26 protein-coding genes are annotated in these 13,365 nt (G+C 60.7%); all 26 read right to left on the minus strand.

The window, feature by feature from the left end:
- Nucleotides 1-2 precede the first annotated feature (2 nt).
- Nucleotides 3-371, minus strand: a complete 369-nt coding sequence (gene rpsM, locus ACTIGF_RS13010) for a 30S ribosomal protein S13 (protein WP_022699721.1) — start codon at nt 369-371, stop codon at nt 3-5.
- Nucleotides 372-563: 192 nt separating this feature from the next.
- A complete protein-coding gene (locus ACTIGF_RS13015; protein WP_439637281.1) occupies nt 564-1,127 on the minus strand; it encodes an adenylate kinase in 564 nt (187 codons plus the stop codon).
- Nucleotides 1,124-2,467 (minus strand): preprotein translocase subunit SecY, encoded by a 1,344-nt coding sequence (secY, locus tag ACTIGF_RS13020; RefSeq protein WP_439637282.1) that lies wholly within the window; start codon nt 2,465-2,467, stop codon nt 1,124-1,126. The genes ACTIGF_RS13015 and secY overlap by 4 nt, the downstream gene beginning before the upstream one ends.
- 82 nt (nt 2,468-2,549) lie before the next feature.
- Nucleotides 2,550-3,032 carry a 50S ribosomal protein L15 gene (rplO, locus tag ACTIGF_RS13025; RefSeq protein ID WP_022699724.1) on the minus strand — a complete coding sequence of 161 codons (483 nt, stop codon included), beginning with the start codon at nt 3,030-3,032 and terminating at the stop codon, nt 2,550-2,552.
- Nucleotides 3,033-3,062: 30 nt separating this feature from the next.
- Entirely contained in the window at nt 3,063-3,257 is a 195-nt protein-coding gene (rpmD, locus tag ACTIGF_RS13030; RefSeq protein WP_107712999.1) for a 50S ribosomal protein L30, read from the minus strand.
- 9 nt (nt 3,258-3,266) lie between these two features.
- Nucleotides 3,267-3,848: a 30S ribosomal protein S5 gene (gene rpsE, locus ACTIGF_RS13035; RefSeq protein ID WP_107712998.1), complete on the minus strand. Its 582-nt coding sequence runs from the start codon at nt 3,846-3,848 to the stop codon at nt 3,267-3,269.
- Nucleotides 3,849-3,859: 11 nt separating this feature from the next.
- On the minus strand, nt 3,860-4,213 hold the full coding sequence (gene rplR, locus ACTIGF_RS13040) for a 50S ribosomal protein L18 (protein WP_107712997.1): 354 nt from the start codon (nt 4,211-4,213) through the stop codon (nt 3,860-3,862).
- An 11-nt stretch (nt 4,214-4,224) separates the two neighbouring features.
- Nucleotides 4,225-4,758 (minus strand): 50S ribosomal protein L6, encoded by a 534-nt coding sequence (gene rplF / locus ACTIGF_RS13045; protein ID WP_439637283.1) that lies wholly within the window; start codon nt 4,756-4,758, stop codon nt 4,225-4,227.
- Between the two features lie 19 nt (nt 4,759-4,777).
- Nucleotides 4,778-5,176: a 30S ribosomal protein S8 gene (gene rpsH / locus ACTIGF_RS13050; RefSeq protein WP_439637284.1), complete on the minus strand. Its 399-nt coding sequence runs from the start codon at nt 5,174-5,176 to the stop codon at nt 4,778-4,780.
- Nucleotides 5,177-5,187: 11 nt separating this feature from the next.
- Nucleotides 5,188-5,493: a 30S ribosomal protein S14 gene (gene rpsN / locus ACTIGF_RS13055; RefSeq protein WP_022699730.1), complete on the minus strand. Its 306-nt coding sequence runs from the start codon at nt 5,491-5,493 to the stop codon at nt 5,188-5,190.
- 52 nt (nt 5,494-5,545) lie between these two features.
- On the minus strand, nt 5,546-6,106 hold the full coding sequence (gene rplE, locus ACTIGF_RS13060; protein ID WP_439637285.1) for a 50S ribosomal protein L5: 561 nt from the start codon (nt 6,104-6,106) through the stop codon (nt 5,546-5,548).
- The gene (gene rplX, locus ACTIGF_RS13065; protein ID WP_022699732.1) at nt 6,099-6,413 is read right to left on the minus strand and encodes a 50S ribosomal protein L24; all 315 of its coding nucleotides are present in this window, start codon (nt 6,411-6,413) and stop codon (nt 6,099-6,101) included. Before rplX ends, rplE begins: the two co-directional genes overlap by 8 nt.
- Nucleotides 6,414-6,415: 2 nt before the next feature.
- Entirely contained in the window at nt 6,416-6,784 is a 369-nt protein-coding gene (rplN, locus tag ACTIGF_RS13070; protein ID WP_022699733.1) for a 50S ribosomal protein L14, read from the minus strand.
- A 42-nt stretch (nt 6,785-6,826) separates the two neighbouring features.
- Complete coding sequence (rpsQ, locus tag ACTIGF_RS13075) at nt 6,827-7,063, minus strand: 30S ribosomal protein S17 (RefSeq protein ID WP_022699734.1); 237 nt, start codon at nt 7,061-7,063, stop codon at nt 6,827-6,829.
- 14 nt (nt 7,064-7,077) lie between these two features.
- A complete protein-coding gene (rpmC, locus tag ACTIGF_RS13080; protein WP_022699735.1) occupies nt 7,078-7,272 on the minus strand; it encodes a 50S ribosomal protein L29 in 195 nt (64 codons plus the stop codon).
- A gap of 12 nt (nt 7,273-7,284) precedes the next feature.
- A complete protein-coding gene (gene rplP, locus ACTIGF_RS13085; RefSeq protein ID WP_009801130.1) occupies nt 7,285-7,698 on the minus strand; it encodes a 50S ribosomal protein L16 in 414 nt (137 codons plus the stop codon).
- A gap of 21 nt (nt 7,699-7,719) precedes the next feature.
- Nucleotides 7,720-8,424 (minus strand): 30S ribosomal protein S3, encoded by a 705-nt coding sequence (rpsC, locus tag ACTIGF_RS13090; RefSeq protein WP_022699736.1) that lies wholly within the window; start codon nt 8,422-8,424, stop codon nt 7,720-7,722.
- Nucleotides 8,424-8,804, minus strand: coding sequence for a 50S ribosomal protein L22 (gene rplV / locus ACTIGF_RS13095; RefSeq protein ID WP_022699737.1), 381 nt, complete (start codon nt 8,802-8,804; stop codon nt 8,424-8,426). The genes rpsC and rplV overlap by 1 nt, the downstream gene beginning before the upstream one ends.
- Nucleotides 8,805-8,807: 3 nt before the next feature.
- Nucleotides 8,808-9,086, minus strand: a complete 279-nt coding sequence (gene rpsS, locus ACTIGF_RS13100) for a 30S ribosomal protein S19 (RefSeq protein ID WP_022699738.1) — start codon at nt 9,084-9,086, stop codon at nt 8,808-8,810.
- 14 nt (nt 9,087-9,100) lie between these two features.
- A complete protein-coding gene (gene rplB / locus ACTIGF_RS13105) occupies nt 9,101-9,937 on the minus strand; it encodes a 50S ribosomal protein L2 (protein ID WP_439637286.1) in 837 nt (278 codons plus the stop codon).
- Nucleotides 9,938-9,960: 23 nt separating this feature from the next.
- Nucleotides 9,961-10,254: a 50S ribosomal protein L23 gene (locus tag ACTIGF_RS13110; protein WP_022699740.1), complete on the minus strand. Its 294-nt coding sequence runs from the start codon at nt 10,252-10,254 to the stop codon at nt 9,961-9,963.
- Between the two features lies 1 nt (nt 10,255).
- The gene (gene rplD / locus ACTIGF_RS13115) at nt 10,256-10,894 is read right to left on the minus strand and encodes a 50S ribosomal protein L4 (RefSeq protein WP_439637287.1); all 639 of its coding nucleotides are present in this window, start codon (nt 10,892-10,894) and stop codon (nt 10,256-10,258) included.
- The gene (gene rplC / locus ACTIGF_RS13120) at nt 10,894-11,634 is read right to left on the minus strand and encodes a 50S ribosomal protein L3 (protein WP_439637303.1); all 741 of its coding nucleotides are present in this window, start codon (nt 11,632-11,634) and stop codon (nt 10,894-10,896) included. Before rplC ends, rplD begins: the two co-directional genes overlap by 1 nt.
- Nucleotides 11,635-11,656: 22 nt before the next feature.
- On the minus strand, nt 11,657-11,971 hold the full coding sequence (rpsJ, locus tag ACTIGF_RS13125; protein ID WP_022699743.1) for a 30S ribosomal protein S10: 315 nt from the start codon (nt 11,969-11,971) through the stop codon (nt 11,657-11,659).
- 429 nt (nt 11,972-12,400) lie between these two features.
- On the minus strand, nt 12,401-13,165 hold the full coding sequence (locus ACTIGF_RS13130) for a 2OG-Fe(II) oxygenase (RefSeq protein ID WP_439637288.1): 765 nt from the start codon (nt 13,163-13,165) through the stop codon (nt 12,401-12,403).
- The coding region (locus ACTIGF_RS13135; protein ID WP_439637289.1) for a hypothetical protein at nt 13,144-13,365 on the minus strand (222 nt) is incomplete at its 5' end. The genes ACTIGF_RS13130 and ACTIGF_RS13135, both read right to left, overlap by 22 nt.

Here is a 13,365-nt window from a genome sequence, read left to right on the forward strand (position 1 = left end):
CCTTACTTCTTCTTGCCGGCGATCGGCTTGGCCGGGCCTTTACGGGTGCGCGCATTGGTGTGCGTGCGCTGACCGCGGACCGGAAGGCCGCGGCGATGACGCAGACCACGATAGCAACCCAGGTCCATCAGACGCTTTACATTCACCGCAACTTCGCGGCGCAGATCGCCTTCAACGGTGTAGCCACCGTCGATGGCTTCACGGATCTGCAAAATTTCTGCGTCGGTGAGCTGGCTCACACGTTTTTCGGCGGGAATTCCCACCTTGTCACAAATTTCCGTCGCCATAGCCGGGCCGATGCCGTGGATATAGCGCAGCGCGATCGTGACGCGCTTGTTAGTCGGAATGTTGACGCCGGCGATACGTGCCACGACGCTCTCCTTGTCTCATCAGCCTTCGCACAGAAGACGGCGAAAGAGCGCAACCGGTATGGCGGCGCTTGTTTCGACATCTGCCCCTGCGAGCGAAGGGCGCTTATTATAGGCGCTCACCCATCACGTCAACCGCGAGAGGAAGCCACCCGTCCTGTTTTTCCAGACCATGCTGATCTGGAAGCTGCTCTTTTATTGGCCGAGCGCAGCTGCAATGCGTGCAGCAACCTCGTCCATCTCGCCCATGCCGTCCACATCAGACAGTTTGCCCTGCCCCTCATAATAGGGAATCAGCGGCGCGGTCTGGGCGTTATAATTCTCAAGCCGCACTTTGAACGCCTCGACGGTGTCGTCGGCGCGGCCCTCTTCAGCGGCGCGTTTTTCCATACGCGTCACCAGCTCGTCCTGGTCAACCACCAGCCGCAAGACCGTGTCGATCTGCGTGCCGCGTGATTGCAAGAGCTCGTCCAGCGCTTCGGCCTGAGCCACGGTGCGCGGGAAACCGTCGAAAATGGCGCCGCCGGCGATATCAGCTTCCGGCAGACGTTCCTCGATCAGTGCGATGACGACATCGTCGGAAACCAGGTCGCCCCGGTCCATGATTCCTTTGACCTTGCGGCCAAGTTCGGTGCCAGCTGCGATAGAGGCGCGCAGCATGTCGCCAGTGGACAGCTGAAGCCATCCGTAGTCAGCGACCAGACGTTTGGCTTGCGTGCCCTTGCCCGCGCCAGGCGGGCCGAACATGACCAGGTTCATCTCTTGCGCCCCTTCAGCTTGGTCTTCTTGATCAGGCCTTCATACTGGTGGGCCAGCAGATGGGACTGGATCTGACCAACCGTATCAAGCGTCACCGATACGACGATCAGCAGAGACGTGCCGCCGATGTAGAACGGGATGCCGGAAACTTGCGCTTTCAGGAACTCGGGCAAAACACAGACAATGGTCAAATACGCGGCCCCGATAACGGTCAGGCGCGAGAGCACATAGTCGAGATATTCCGCAGTTCGCTTGCCCGGACGGATGCCCGGCAGAAAGCCGCCATACTTCTTCAGATTGTCCGCCGTCTCTTCAGGATTGAAGACCAGCGAGGTGTAGAAGAAGGTGAAGAAGATGATGAGCGAGGCATAGAACGCCAGGAACAGAGGCTGACCCGGGCCCAGAAGCGCGACGATGGTCGTCATCCATTCCGGTCCTGTGGTGGAGAAGCCCGCCACAGTCGCCGGCAGCAACAGCAGTGAAGAGGCGAAGATCGCCGGGATCACGCCAGCCGTGTTCAGCTTGAGAGGCAGGAAGCTTGATTCGCCGCCCATCATGCGGTTGCCCACCTGACGCTTTGGATACTGGATCAGAAGCCGACGCTGGCTGCGTTCCATGAACACCACAAAGCCCAGGACCACGATGATGCCGACCAGCATGGCGATGATCACGCCGCCCGGAATGGCGCCCGAGGCGCCCTGTTGCAGCGCATTGACCAGCGCGCGGGGCAACTCGGCCACAATGCCGGCGAAGATGATCAGGGACACGCCGTTACCCACGCCGCGCGCAGTGATCTGCTCACCCAGCCACAGCAGGAACATGGTGCCGCCCACAAGCGTGGTGACGGTTGTGATCAGGAAGAACGGTCCGGGATTGATGGCGATGGAGGCGCCGTCGGTCACGGTCTGCATGCCGATGGCGATGGCGAACGCCTGGGCGCCGGCCAGAACCACGGTCAGATACCGGGTGTATTGGTTGATCTGCTTGCGACCCGCCTCACCGCCATCTTTTTTCAGGCGCTCAAGCGACGGCACGGTGGCCGACATGAGCTGCATGATGATCGATGCGGAGATATAGGGCATCACGTTCAGCGCGAAGATCGCCATGCGCTCCACGGCGCCGCCGGACATCATGTTGAACATGCCCAGCACGCCCTGGCTTTGCTGCTGGAAGGCCAGCGCAAATTGCGAGGGGTCGATGCCCGGCACAGGCACAAACGTGCCGATACGGTAGATGACCAGGACCAGGAGCGTGAACAGAATGCGCTTCTGCAGCTCCTTCGCTTGGGCGAACGCCCCGAAATTCATGTTCTGGGCGAGCTGTTCAGCGGCTGACGCCATATCGGTCGGATGCTCCCTGAGAAAGCCCTCAAAGCGCGGAGGGACCGCTTCCAGTTAGGAAGCGGTCCGTCTCAACGCTAGCTTATTCGGACTGGTCTTTGGCGGATTTGGCGGTGACGGTGACTTTACCGCCGGCCTTTTCCACAGCTTCGATCGCCGGCTTGGAGCCGCCAGCAACCGTCAGGTCCAGTTTCGCGGTCAGTTCGCCGCCGCCAATCACCCGCACGCCGTCCTTGGCGCGGCGAATGACGCCAGCTTTGATCAGAGCGGCGGCGTCGACAGGCGCTTTCGCGTCCAGCTTGCCGGCGTCCACAGCCGTTTGCAGGCGGCCCAGGGTCACTTCAGCGAACGCCAAACGGTTCGGCTTGTTAAAGCCGCGCTTGGGCAGACGTTGATAGAGCGGCATCTGACCGCCCTCAAAGCCCTTGATGGCGACACCCGAGCGGGACTTCTGGCCTTTAACGCCGCGTCCGCCGGTTTTGCCTTTGCCAGAGCCGATGCCACGGCCGACACGCGTACGCGATTTGGTCGCGCCGTCGTTATCGCGCAGTTCATTCAAGCGCATCGTTTCTCTCCTTGGTGAGAGGGCGCGGGATTAACCGCGCTCCTCCACGATCTCAACCATGTGGGCGACCTTGCGGATCATGCCCCGAACGGACGGGGTGTCCTCAAGCTCGCGCTCGCGGCCGATCCGGCCCAGGCCGAGACCCTTGAGGGTCGCGCCTTGGTCCTTCGGACGGCGGATGGGGCTGCCGGTTTGGCGCACCACCAGGGTTTTTTGTTCAGCCATGCGTCCCTCCTAGGATTCGATGGCTTCAGGTGAGCTGGCGCCATCTTGGCGACGCTCAACCAGATCAGCGACCTTGATGCCACGTTTGGCGGCCACCGAACGCGGGCTGTTCTGGGCCTTGAGAGCCTCGAACGTTGCGCGAACCATGTTGTACGGGTTGGACGAACCGGTCGATTTGGCGACCACGTCCTGAACGCCGAGCGATTCCAGCACCGCACGCATCGGACCGCCGGCGATGACGCCGGTGCCCGGAGGGGCGGAACGCAGGATCACCTTGCCGGCGCCCCAACGACCTTTTGCATCATGGTGCAGGGTGCGGCCTTCACGCAGCGGCACGCGCACCATCATCTTCTTGGCTTCTTCGGTCGCCTTGCGGATGGCTTCAGGCACTTCACGCGCCTTGCCCTGTCCAAAGCCGACACGGCCCTTCTGGTCGCCGACCACCGCGAGAGCGGCGAACTGGAAGTTCCGGCCGCCTTTCACGGTTTTGGCGACGCGGTTGATCTGGACCAGCTTGTCGACCAGTTCCGGTTCGCCGTTATCGTCGTCCCGGCGGCGGCGATCGCGGCCGCGATTGTCTTCTCGTGCCATGCGTTCGCTCCTTAGAAGTTCAGACCGCCCTCGCGAGCGGCGTCTGCGAGCGCTTTAACACGCCCGTGGAAGATGTAACCGCCGCGGTCGAACACCACGTCGATCAGACCTTTTTCCTTCGCCCGTTCTGCGACGCGCTTGCCGACTTCGGCAGCCGCTTCGACACCGTTCGAAGAGATCTTGGAATCTTTCTCCAAAGTGGAGGCCGACACCAGGGTCACGCCGTTCGCATCATCGATGATCTGGGCGTAAATATTCTTTGAGGAACGGAACACCGACAAACGCGGTCGTCCATTGCCCATTTTGCGGAGCCGGGTGCGCGTGCGCTGAGCGCGGCGCCGCATGGTTTCTGCAGCATTTTTCATCGCCTGGCCCCTTACTTCTTCTTGCCTTCCTTACGACGGACATATTCGTCGGAATACTTCACGCCCTTGCCTTTGTAAGGCTCGGGCGGACGGAATTCACGAATTTCCGCCGCGGTCTGACCCACGGTTTGGGCGTCAGCGCCCTCAATGGTGATCTCAGTCGGTTTCGGCGTCGCAATTTTAACGCCGGCGCGCGGCGTGTAGATCACGTCGTGCGAAAAACCGAGCGAAAGCTTGAGATCCGTGCCCTGCATTTGGGCGCGGTAACCAACACCGACCAGCTCAAGGTTCTTGGTGAAGCCCTGAGTGACGCCCTGCACCATGTTTTTGATGCGGGCGCGCGCGGTGCCGTACATGGCTTTCGCGAATTTCGTTCCGTCAGCCATTTCGACCGTAATGGCGTTGTCCTCTTGCTTGAGACGCACGCATGCGGGCGCATCGAAGCTGAGTTCGCCTTTCGGGCCTTTGACCGACACCTGGCCGCCATTGACGTTGGCGGTGACCCCTGCGGGGATTTCGACAGGCAGTTTGCCTAGACGCGACATAGTTCTAGCCTCCCTGTCTCTAGCTGACGTGGCAAAGGATTTCGCCGCCGACGTTCTTGGAGCGCGCCAGTGCATCGCTCATAACGCCTTGCGGAGTCGAAATGATTGCAATGCCCAGACCGTTCATGACGAGCGGCAGGTCGCGCACCTTGCGGTATTCGCGACGGCCCGGCTTGGACACGCGTTTAATGTCGGAGATCACCGGCTGGCCTTCATGGTATTTCAGTTCGATTTCGAACTGTTTGAAGCCTTTGGCGTCGGTGGTCTCGGTGTAACCGCGGATGAAGCCCTCTTCCAGGAGCACTTCGAGCACGCGGCCGCGAAGCTTGGAAGACGGAGTCACCACATTGGTCCGCTTGCGCATCAGCGCGTTACGGATGCGGGTCAGCATATCGCCGAGAGGATCGTTCACGGACATCTAAATCCCTCCTACCAGCTCGACTTGACCATGCCCGGGATAAGCCCGTGGCTGGCCAGCTGACGCAGCGCAATACGCGACATCTTGAGCTTGCGGTAATAAGCGCGCGGGCGACCGGTCACCTGGCATCGGTTGCGGATGCGGGTCGGCGCCGAGTTGCGCGGCAACGAGGCCAGTTTCAGCTGCGCAGCAAAGCGCTCTTCCACCGGCTTGTCCGTGTCACGTGCGATCGCCTTCAGCGCTTCACGCTTGGCAGCGAAACGCTGAGCCAGGCGTTGGCGCTTGAGATTGCGTTCGACTGCACTCTTCTTAGCCATTCAGTTTATCTCCTCGCGTGCGAGACCCTCACGGTCCCGCTCTCCTGCTGCGTTAGTTCGAAAACGGAAAATCGAACTCGGCCAGCAGGGCCTTCGCTTCTTCATTGGTGTTGGCCGTGGTGCAGACGACGATGTCCATACCGCGGATTTTCTCGACCTTGTCGTAATCGATCTCGGGGAACACGATATGCTCTTTCAAGCCCATCGCGTAGTTGCCCCGGCCGTCAAAGCTCTTGCCGTTCAGCCCGCGGAAGTCACGGACGCGCGGCAGAGCGATGGTCACCAGACGATCAAGGAATTCGAACATGCGATCCTTGCGAAGGGTGACTTTGGCGCCAATCATCTGATCTTCGCGCAGCTTGAAGCCGGCGATGGAGTTCTTGGCGATCGTGCCGACCGGCTTCTGGCCGGCGATAGCTTCGAGATCTGCGAGCGCGCCGCGGATTTTCTTGGAATCCTGAGCCGCCTCGCCGACGCCCATGTTGATCACGACCTTATCCAGGCGCGGGATCATCATTTCATTCGCGTAACCGAACTTTTCCTTCAGAGTCGCGCGGATTTCCTCGCGATACTTCGTCTTCAGGCGCGGTTCGTATGTAGCAACGTCAGCCATCGATCACCTCACCGGATTTCTTGGCCACGCGTACTTTCTTGCCGTCTTCGATCTTGAAGCCCACACGGGTGGCTTCACCAGATTTCGGATCGGCCAGAGCCACGTTGGACACGTGGATGGACGCGTTTTTCTCAACAATACCGCCCGGGGCCGTTTGGGTCGCGCGCTGGTGGCGCTTGACCACGTTGACGCCCGACACCACCACACGATCTTCCTTGGGAAGAACCTGGGTGACCTCGCCGGTCTTACCTTTGTCGCGACCGGTCAGAACAATGACCTTGTCGCCTTTTTTGATCTTCGCAGCCATGGTTACAGGACCTCCGGCGCGAGGGAGACGATCTTCATGTGGCTCTTGGCGCGCAGTTCGCGAGGAACCGGGCCGAAGATCCGGGTGCCGACCGGCTCGTTGTTGGTGTTCAAGATCACAGCCGCGTTGCCGTCGAAACGGATGACGCTGCCGTCGCGACGCTTGATGTCGCGAGCGGTGCGCACGACGACGGCCTTGCGGACGTCACCCTTCTTAACGCGGCCCTTGGGCGTGGCTTCCTTGACCGAGACGACAATGATGTCGCCAACGCCTGCGTAGCGGCGTTTCGCGCCGCCCAGTACTTTGATGCACTGCACGCGGCGGGCCCCGGAATTGTCGGCCACGTCCAGATTAGTTTGCATCTGGATCATCGCTAATCCTCCGTTATCAGTGGATCATCCACCGGGCCAGGCTTACGCCTGCTCGGAGACGATCTCCCACCGCTTCAGCTTCGACTTCGGCGAGCACTCCTGGATTTGGACGCGCTCACCCACTTTGATCGCGCCCGACTCGTCGTGGGCGTGATATTTCTTCGTACGGCGCACGGTTTTACGCAGCAGGGGGTGCAGGAAGGTGCGCTCTACGCGCACGATCACGGTTTTTTCCTGCTTGTCGCTCACCACGACGCCTTGAAGGATGCGCTTCGGCATGGACCCAAGCCCCCTTAATTTTCAAGCGCGCGGCGACGCTGATCCGTTTTAACCCGGGCGATATCCCGGCGGATCTGCATAAAGCGCGCAGTGTTTTCCAGCTGGCCGGTAGCCTGTTGGAAACGCAGGTTGAACTGTTCTTTTTTCAGCTTGAGGAGTTCGTCCTGAAGCTGATCGTCGCTAAACGCGCGGACGTCTTCGGCTTTCATTCTTCCCTCCTCTTACTCACCCGGACGGGTGACGACTTTGGTCTTGATCGGAAGCTTGGCCGCGCCGAGGCGCAGGGCTTCACGGGCGACATCATCCGGAACACCGTCGATCTCGAAGATGATCCGGCCAGGCTTGACTTTGGCCACCCAGTATTCGGGTGAGCCTTTACCTTTACCCATCCGGACTTCGGTCGGCTTCTTGGAGACCGGCAGATCCGGGAAAACCCGGATCCAGACGCGACCAGCCCGTTTCATGTGACGGGTGATGGCGCGACGGGTCGCCTCGATTTGACGGGCGGTGATCCGCTCCGGCTCAACCGCTTTCAGGCCATAGGACCCAAAGGTCAGCGTAAAGCCGCCCTTGGCCTGACCGTGAATGCGGCCTTTGTGCGCCTTGCGGAATTTGGTGCGCTTCGGCTGAAGCATGGTTCTACTCCCTCGTTCCGCTTACGCCGCTTGACGGCCAGAGCGTGCGCGCTGCTCGCCAGAGTCGAGCATGCGGCGCTCTTGCGCCATCGGGTCATGTTCCATGATCTCGCCTTTGTAGATCCAGACCTTGATGCCGATGATGCCCATCGCGGTCTTGGCTTCAGCGAAACCATAGTCGATGTCCGCACGCAGGGTGTGCAGCGGAACCGAACCTTCAGAATACTTTTCAACGCGCGCGATCTCGGCGCCGCCGAGACGGCCGCCGCACATGATCTTGCAACCCAGTGCGCCCATGCGCATGGCGGTCTGCAGAGAGCGCTTCATGGCGCGGCGGAAAGCCACGCGGCGCTCGAGCTGCTGAGCCACGCTCTCGGCGACCAGGGTCGCGTCGACTTCCGGCTTGCGCACTTCGACCAGGTTGAGGAAGACTTCCCCGTCAACCATTTTCGAGACCTTGCGGCGCAGCTTTTCGATGTCCGCACCTTTTTTGCCGATCACGACACCCGGACGCGCCGTGTAGATCGTGATGCGGCATTTCTTGTGCGGGCGCTCGATGATGATGCGCGACACGGACGCGTTCTTGAGTTCCTTTTTCAGGAAGTCGCGAATGCGCAGATCTTCGTGCAGCAGGTCTGCATACTCGTCGCCTTTGGCGAACCAGCGCGATTCCCACGTGCGGTTGATGCCGACGCGAAGGCCGATCGGATTAACCTTCTGACCCATTAGGCGGCCTCCTCAACTTCGCGCACGACGATCGTCAGCTCGGAAAACGGCTTCAGGATCTTGGCGCCGCGACCACGCGCACGGGCGCGGAAGCGTTTCATGACCAGGTTCTTGCCCACATAGGCCTCGGACACGACCAGAGAGTCGATGTCCAGACCGTGGTTGTTTTCCGCGTTGGCGATGGCGCTCTCGAGCACCTTCTTGACGTCGGCGGAATGACGCTTGCGCGAAAATTCCAGGTCAGCCAGAGCGCGTTCAACCTTTTTGCCACGGATCAATTGGGCGATCAGGTTGAGCTTCTGCGGGCTGATGCGAAGCATGCGCAGTTTTGCGCGGGCTTCGTTGTCCGCGACGCGGCGGGGATTTGCAGCCTTGCCCATCGCTTACTTCCTCTTGGCTTTCTTGTCCGCCGCGTGGCCGTAATAGGTCCGCGTCGGAGCGAATTCGCCCAACTTGTGACCGACCATCTCTTCGGAGACGAGAACCGGAATGAATTTATTGCCGTTGTGGACCTGGAAGGTCAGACCCACAAACTGCGGCATGATCGTCGAGCGACGCGACCAGGTTTTGATCGCCTGCTTGCGGCCGGCATCATGAGCAGCATCGGCTTTCTTCAGGAGGTATCCGTCGACAAACGGACCTTTCCAGACAGAACGAGGCATGGCGCAGCCGTCCCTTAGCGTTTCTTGCGCTCGTGGCGCGAGCGAATGATGAATTTATCGGTGGATTTGTTCGACCGGGTTTTTCGGCCCTTGGTCGGTTTGCCCCACGGGGTGACCGGGTGACGACCGCCCGAGGTGCGACCTTCGCCGCCGCCATGGGGGTGATCCACCGGGTTCATGGCCACACCGCGAACCGCCGGGCGTTTGCCCATGTGGCGCTTGCGGCCGGCTTTACCCAGATTGGTGTTCAGGTGGTCAGAGTTCGACACTGCGCCGACCGTGGCCATACAGTCCTGATGGACCATACGCAGCTCACCGCTCATCAGGCGAACCTGGGCGTAACCGGCGTCACGACCCACCAGCTGAGCATAGGCGCCGGCGGAGCGGGCCACTTGGCCGCCCTTGAGCGGCTTGAGCTCAACATTGTGGATGATGGTGCCGACCGGCATGTTCTTGAGCGGCATCGCATTGCCCGGCTTCACGACAACGCGGTCACCCGCGACGACAGTGTCGCCAGCAGACAGACGCTGCGGAGCCAGGATGTAGGCCAGCTCGCCATCTTCGTACTTGATCAGTGCGATGAAGGCGGTGCGGTTCGGGTCGTATTCCAGACGCTCGACCGTCGCCGGGACATCAAACTTGCGACGTTTGAAGTCGATGACGCGATAAAGCTTCTTGGCGCCGCCGCCGCGACGACGCGACGTGATGCGACCGGTGTTGTTACGACCGCCAGATTTGTGCAGACCCTCAACGAGCGTCTTTTCGGGGCGACCCGAATGCAGCCCGGATTTGTCCACCAGCACGAGTGCGCGGCGGCCAGGCGAGGTCGGCTTGAAAGTCTTCAGAGCCATGGTTCTCTCTCCTCTGCCCGCGCTTACAGGCCAGTGCTGACGTCGATGGAGTGGCCCTCTTCAAGGGTCACAACCGCCTTTTTGACGTCATCACGTTTGCCCGCAATGCCGCGGAAACGTTTGGTTTTGCCTTTTTGAACGAGAGTGTTCACAGCCTTCACTTTGACCTTGAACAGCTCTTCGATCGCCTCGGCGATTTCTTTCTTGTTCGCAGACAGCGGCACACGGAACACGACCTTGTTCTCTTCAGAGAGAATGGTCGCTTTCTCGGTGATCACCGGCGACAGAATGGTGTCGTAATGGCGAGCAGCGGGCATGTTACGCAGCCTCCTGCGGCGCAAGCCGCTCGTTGATCTTCTCGACAGCCGCCTTAGTCAGGACCAGCACGTCACAACGCAGCACGTCGTACACGTTCAGGCCTTGCGCCGGCAAAACGTCGATCAGCGGGATGTTGCGAGCGGCGCGGGCGAAGTTCTCGTCCAGCGTCTCGCCATCAATGATCAGCGCCTTCGCCAGACCCAGCTTCGAGAATTTCTCGATCAGGGTCTTGGTCTTCGCCGCATCCAGGCGCGCCTCGTCCAGAACCACAAGCTGCTTGGAGCCAGCCTTGGAAGACAGGGCGTGCTTGAGCGCCAGGGCGCGCACTTTCTTGGGCAGTTCGGTCGCATGGGAGCGAACGCGCGGGCCGTGAGCCACGCCGCCGCCCACAAAGATCGGGGCGTTGCGCGAACCGTGACGGGCGCCGCCGCCGCCTTTCTGGCGACCAAACTTCTTCTTGGTGCGGGAGATCTCACCGCGCTCTTTCGTCTTGTGGGTGCCGGCCTGACGGCGCGACAGCTGCCACTTGACGGCGCGCTGGAGGATGTCCGCGCGGATCTCTTCGATGCCGAACACGGCGTCGGAGAGATCAATCGAGCCGGCCTTGCCGGCGTCGAGCGTCACAACATCAAGTTTCATCAGTTAGCCCCTTCGTCCTGGGCTTCTTGAGCCGCAGCCGGAGCTTCGGCCGGAGCCTGCTCAGCAGCTTCGATCAGCTTTGCCGGGTACGGCAGATCATCAACGCCCACACCTTTGACGGCGTCGCGAATTTCGACCCAGCCCTGCTTGGAGCCCGGAACAGCGCCCTTCACCAGCACCAGACCGCGATCAGCGTCCACCCGGACGATCTCAAGGCTCTGGATGGTGACACGCTCGGAACCGAGGTGACCGGCCATCTTCTTGCCTTTGAAGACCTTGCCCGGATCCTGACACTGGCCGGTCGAACCGTGGGAACGGTGAGAGATCGACACGCCGTGCGAGGCGCGCAGACCACCAAAGTTCCAACGCTTCATGCCGCCGGCGAAGCCCTTACCGATCGAGGTGCCGGACACGTCCACTTTCTGACCGACCACAAAGTGCTCGGCAGACAGGGCGGAACCCGCTTCGATCAGCGCGTCTTCCGGCACGCGGAATTCAACCAGCTTGCGCTTGGGCTCAACAGAGGCCTTCGCAAAATGGCCGCGCATCGCTTTCGAGGTGCGCTTCGCCTTGGCCTTGCCGGAGCCCAGCTGGACTGCGGTATAGCCATCGGTTTCGGTGGTGCGCTGCGCAACCACCTGGAGCCCGTCCAGGTGAAGCACGGTGACCGGAACATGATTGCCGTCTTCAGAGAAGACGCGGGTCATGCCCAGCTTTTTGGCCAGTAGGCCGGTGCGCATGGATGCAGCCTGCTTCATGGCCCTACGCTCCCAGCTTGATCTCGACGTCCACACCGGCAGACAGGTCGAGCTTCATCAGCGCGTCCACGGTCTGCGGAGTGGGGTCTACGATGTCCAGCATCCGCTTGTGAGTGCGGATTTCGAACTGTTCACGCGACTTCTTGTCGATGTGCGGACCGCGCAGAACAGTAAATTTCTCCAGCCGCGTCGGCAGCGGAATCGGGCCACGCACATTCGCGCCGGTGCGCTTTGCGGTGGATACGATCTCACGCGCCGAAGTGTCGAGCACGCGGTGGTCGAACGCCTTCAGGCGGATTCTGATGTTTTGTTGCGCCATCGGTCCGGTCCCAACATGCACAAGAGCCGCGCAAAGGACGTTTCGCCCCGGCAGCTCTTGCAATCCAAATTTTTATCGCTTCGAAGAACTGCGTTTGTCTGAAAGACACTGCCAGCTCATCAGAGGGACCGTGCAATACGCCCTGTGCCCCTCCCCGTCAACACCCTGCCACAAGATTCACCACCAGATCGGCAGTTTAAACTCTTCGTCAGGTGCGCAATGCGCAAAGACGGGGATTTTGATCGCCCTTACGGGCTGTCAAAGAGCTTAAACGTCGCCAAAGACGTCTGGGGCGCCAAGTGACTCGGCGCTGACGCTTGTGTATTAGCGCTTCGCTTTGCTCTGAACAACCGCTGATCTCAGCGAATTCCAGATGCGCCTCACCCATTGACAGCCGCTCCAGGCGAGAACGTCCGCGCCGCCGTTCCTCTAGCCAGGCCTTGCTGGCGGGTCGTCGCGCAACCAGCCTGTGATCTGAAGCCTGTGACCGGCCGCAAACGGCGACACGGCGCTCACCGCGTGCACCATGGTCCCGTCAAAAATGTTCAGGGTGTTGAAGCGCGGCAGCAGCCCGCGCTGAATGTCAAAGTTTGACTCCAGCAACAACAACAGACCACCCCAGTCCGGCTGCCACTCACGCGTGAAACCGAACGTGTAGGCGGCGCGACGCTCCCGGTCATAGCCCTCATCAACATGGCGGGTCAGGAAATGACCTCGGGTATACAAGGTCGCCTGGGCGTCCGCTTTGGTGATCTGCTTCGCTCCAATCACCGCCCTGCCGAATTCCAGAAAGGCCGGCGAGTTCAGAAATTCCGTCAGCCGGTGGATCGGGTGGCCCTGATCCCACCCCTTCATGTACGCTTCGATCATGGGATAGGCGTTGTACAAATACCCGTAATTATCTTTCGCCCGCGCCATGACGCCCTGGATTCGCTGCGCCATCTGCTGGCGACCGATCGCTTCGATATCCGCAGCGCTCAGAACATTGATCTTATGCCCCTGTGGGTGGTCCGGCGCAGGCTCGGGGAAAATGAGACGCCAGCTGATCGAGCTGCGCAGCAACTCGTGGACAGCGTTGGCGGCAGATTCGGGCAGAATATCCGGAATGGAAACCAGCTTGTCGCGGGCGTAAATCTCAGCAAAGGGCGCAGGATCCAGCCCGGGCCGTAAAGTCAGTTCAATGTCTTGCGCCATAAGCTCGGGCCTTCGTTCTGCACGCGTCGCCGCACGAACACGCATCCTAAGCGCCAAGGCGGAAAGCTCAATGCTTGCAACAGTTCAGCCCCCGCGCCAGAAAGCGGCGATTCGGGGGCTGGTTGTGTCGCGCGCACGAAAAACGCCCCGGAGCTTGGCTCCGGGGCGTTGATCTGTGCGGTGCGCTGCGAACAGCGCGT

Source organism: Oceanicaulis sp., assembly GCF_051859625.1.
GTDB lineage: Bacteria > Pseudomonadota > Alphaproteobacteria > Caulobacterales > Maricaulaceae > Oceanicaulis.

Bases quoted from the DNA above. Each gene is read 5' to 3' on its own strand.
- rpsE (WP_107712998.1), bottom strand. From the start codon at position 3,848: ATGGCACGAGAAGACAATCGCGGCCGCGATCGCCGCCGCCGGGACGAC.
- rpsH (WP_439637284.1), bottom strand. From the start codon at position 5,176: ATGTCCGTGAACGATCCTCTCGGCGATATGCTGACCCGCATCCGTAAC.
- rpmC (WP_022699735.1), bottom strand. From the start codon at position 7,272: ATGAAAGCCGAAGACGTCCGCGCGTTTAGCGACGATCAGCTTCAGGAC.
- rpsN (WP_022699730.1), bottom strand. From the start codon at position 5,493: ATGGCTAAGAAGAGTGCAGTCGAACGCAATCTCAAGCGCCAACGCCTG.
- rplO (WP_022699724.1), bottom strand. From the start codon at position 3,032: ATGCGCTTGAATGAACTGCGCGATAACGACGGCGCGACCAAATCGCGT.
- rpsS (WP_022699738.1), bottom strand. From the start codon at position 9,086: ATGCCTCGTTCTGTCTGGAAAGGTCCGTTTGTCGACGGATACCTCCTG.
- rplE (WP_439637285.1), bottom strand. From the start codon at position 6,106: ATGGCTGACGTTGCTACATACGAACCGCGCCTGAAGACGAAGTATCGC.
- rplC (WP_439637303.1), bottom strand. From the start codon at position 11,634: ATGCGCACCGGCCTACTGGCCAAAAAGCTGGGCATGACCCGCGTCTTC.
- rplV (WP_022699737.1), bottom strand. From the start codon at position 8,804: ATGGGCAAGGCTGCAAATCCCCGCCGCGTCGCGGACAACGAAGCCCGC.
- rplR (WP_107712997.1), bottom strand. From the start codon at position 4,213: ATGAAAAATGCTGCAGAAACCATGCGGCGCCGCGCTCAGCGCACGCGC.
- rplF (WP_439637283.1), bottom strand. From the start codon at position 4,758: ATGTCGCGTCTAGGCAAACTGCCTGTCGAAATCCCCGCAGGGGTCACC.
- ACTIGF_RS13110 (WP_022699740.1), bottom strand. From the start codon at position 10,254: ATGCCCGCTGCTCGCCATTACGACACCATTCTGTCGCCGGTGATCACC.
- rplN (WP_022699733.1), bottom strand. From the start codon at position 6,784: ATGATCCAGATGCAAACTAATCTGGACGTGGCCGACAATTCCGGGGCC.
- secY (WP_439637282.1), bottom strand. From the start codon at position 2,467: ATGGCGTCAGCCGCTGAACAGCTCGCCCAGAACATGAATTTCGGGGCG.
- rplP (WP_009801130.1), bottom strand. From the start codon at position 7,698: ATGCTTCAGCCGAAGCGCACCAAATTCCGCAAGGCGCACAAAGGCCGC.
- rpsC (WP_022699736.1), bottom strand. From the start codon at position 8,424: ATGGGTCAGAAGGTTAATCCGATCGGCCTTCGCGTCGGCATCAACCGC.
- rpsQ (WP_022699734.1), bottom strand. From the start codon at position 7,063: ATGCCGAAGCGCATCCTTCAAGGCGTCGTGGTGAGCGACAAGCAGGAA.
- rplX (WP_022699732.1), bottom strand. From the start codon at position 6,413: ATGGCTGCGAAGATCAAAAAAGGCGACAAGGTCATTGTTCTGACCGGT.
- rplD (WP_439637287.1), bottom strand. From the start codon at position 10,894: ATGAAACTTGATGTTGTGACGCTCGACGCCGGCAAGGCCGGCTCGATT.
- ACTIGF_RS13130 (WP_439637288.1), bottom strand. From the start codon at position 13,165: ATGGCGCAAGACATTGAACTGACTTTACGGCCCGGGCTGGATCCTGCG.
- rpsJ (WP_022699743.1), bottom strand. From the start codon at position 11,971: ATGGCGCAACAAAACATCAGAATCCGCCTGAAGGCGTTCGACCACCGC.
- ACTIGF_RS13015 (WP_439637281.1), bottom strand. From the start codon at position 1,127: ATGAACCTGGTCATGTTCGGCCCGCCTGGCGCGGGCAAGGGCACGCAA.
- rpmD (WP_107712999.1), bottom strand. From the start codon at position 3,257: ATGGCTGAACAAAAAACCCTGGTGGTGCGCCAAACCGGCAGCCCCATC.
- rplB (WP_439637286.1), bottom strand. From the start codon at position 9,937: ATGGCTCTGAAGACTTTCAAGCCGACCTCGCCTGGCCGCCGCGCACTC.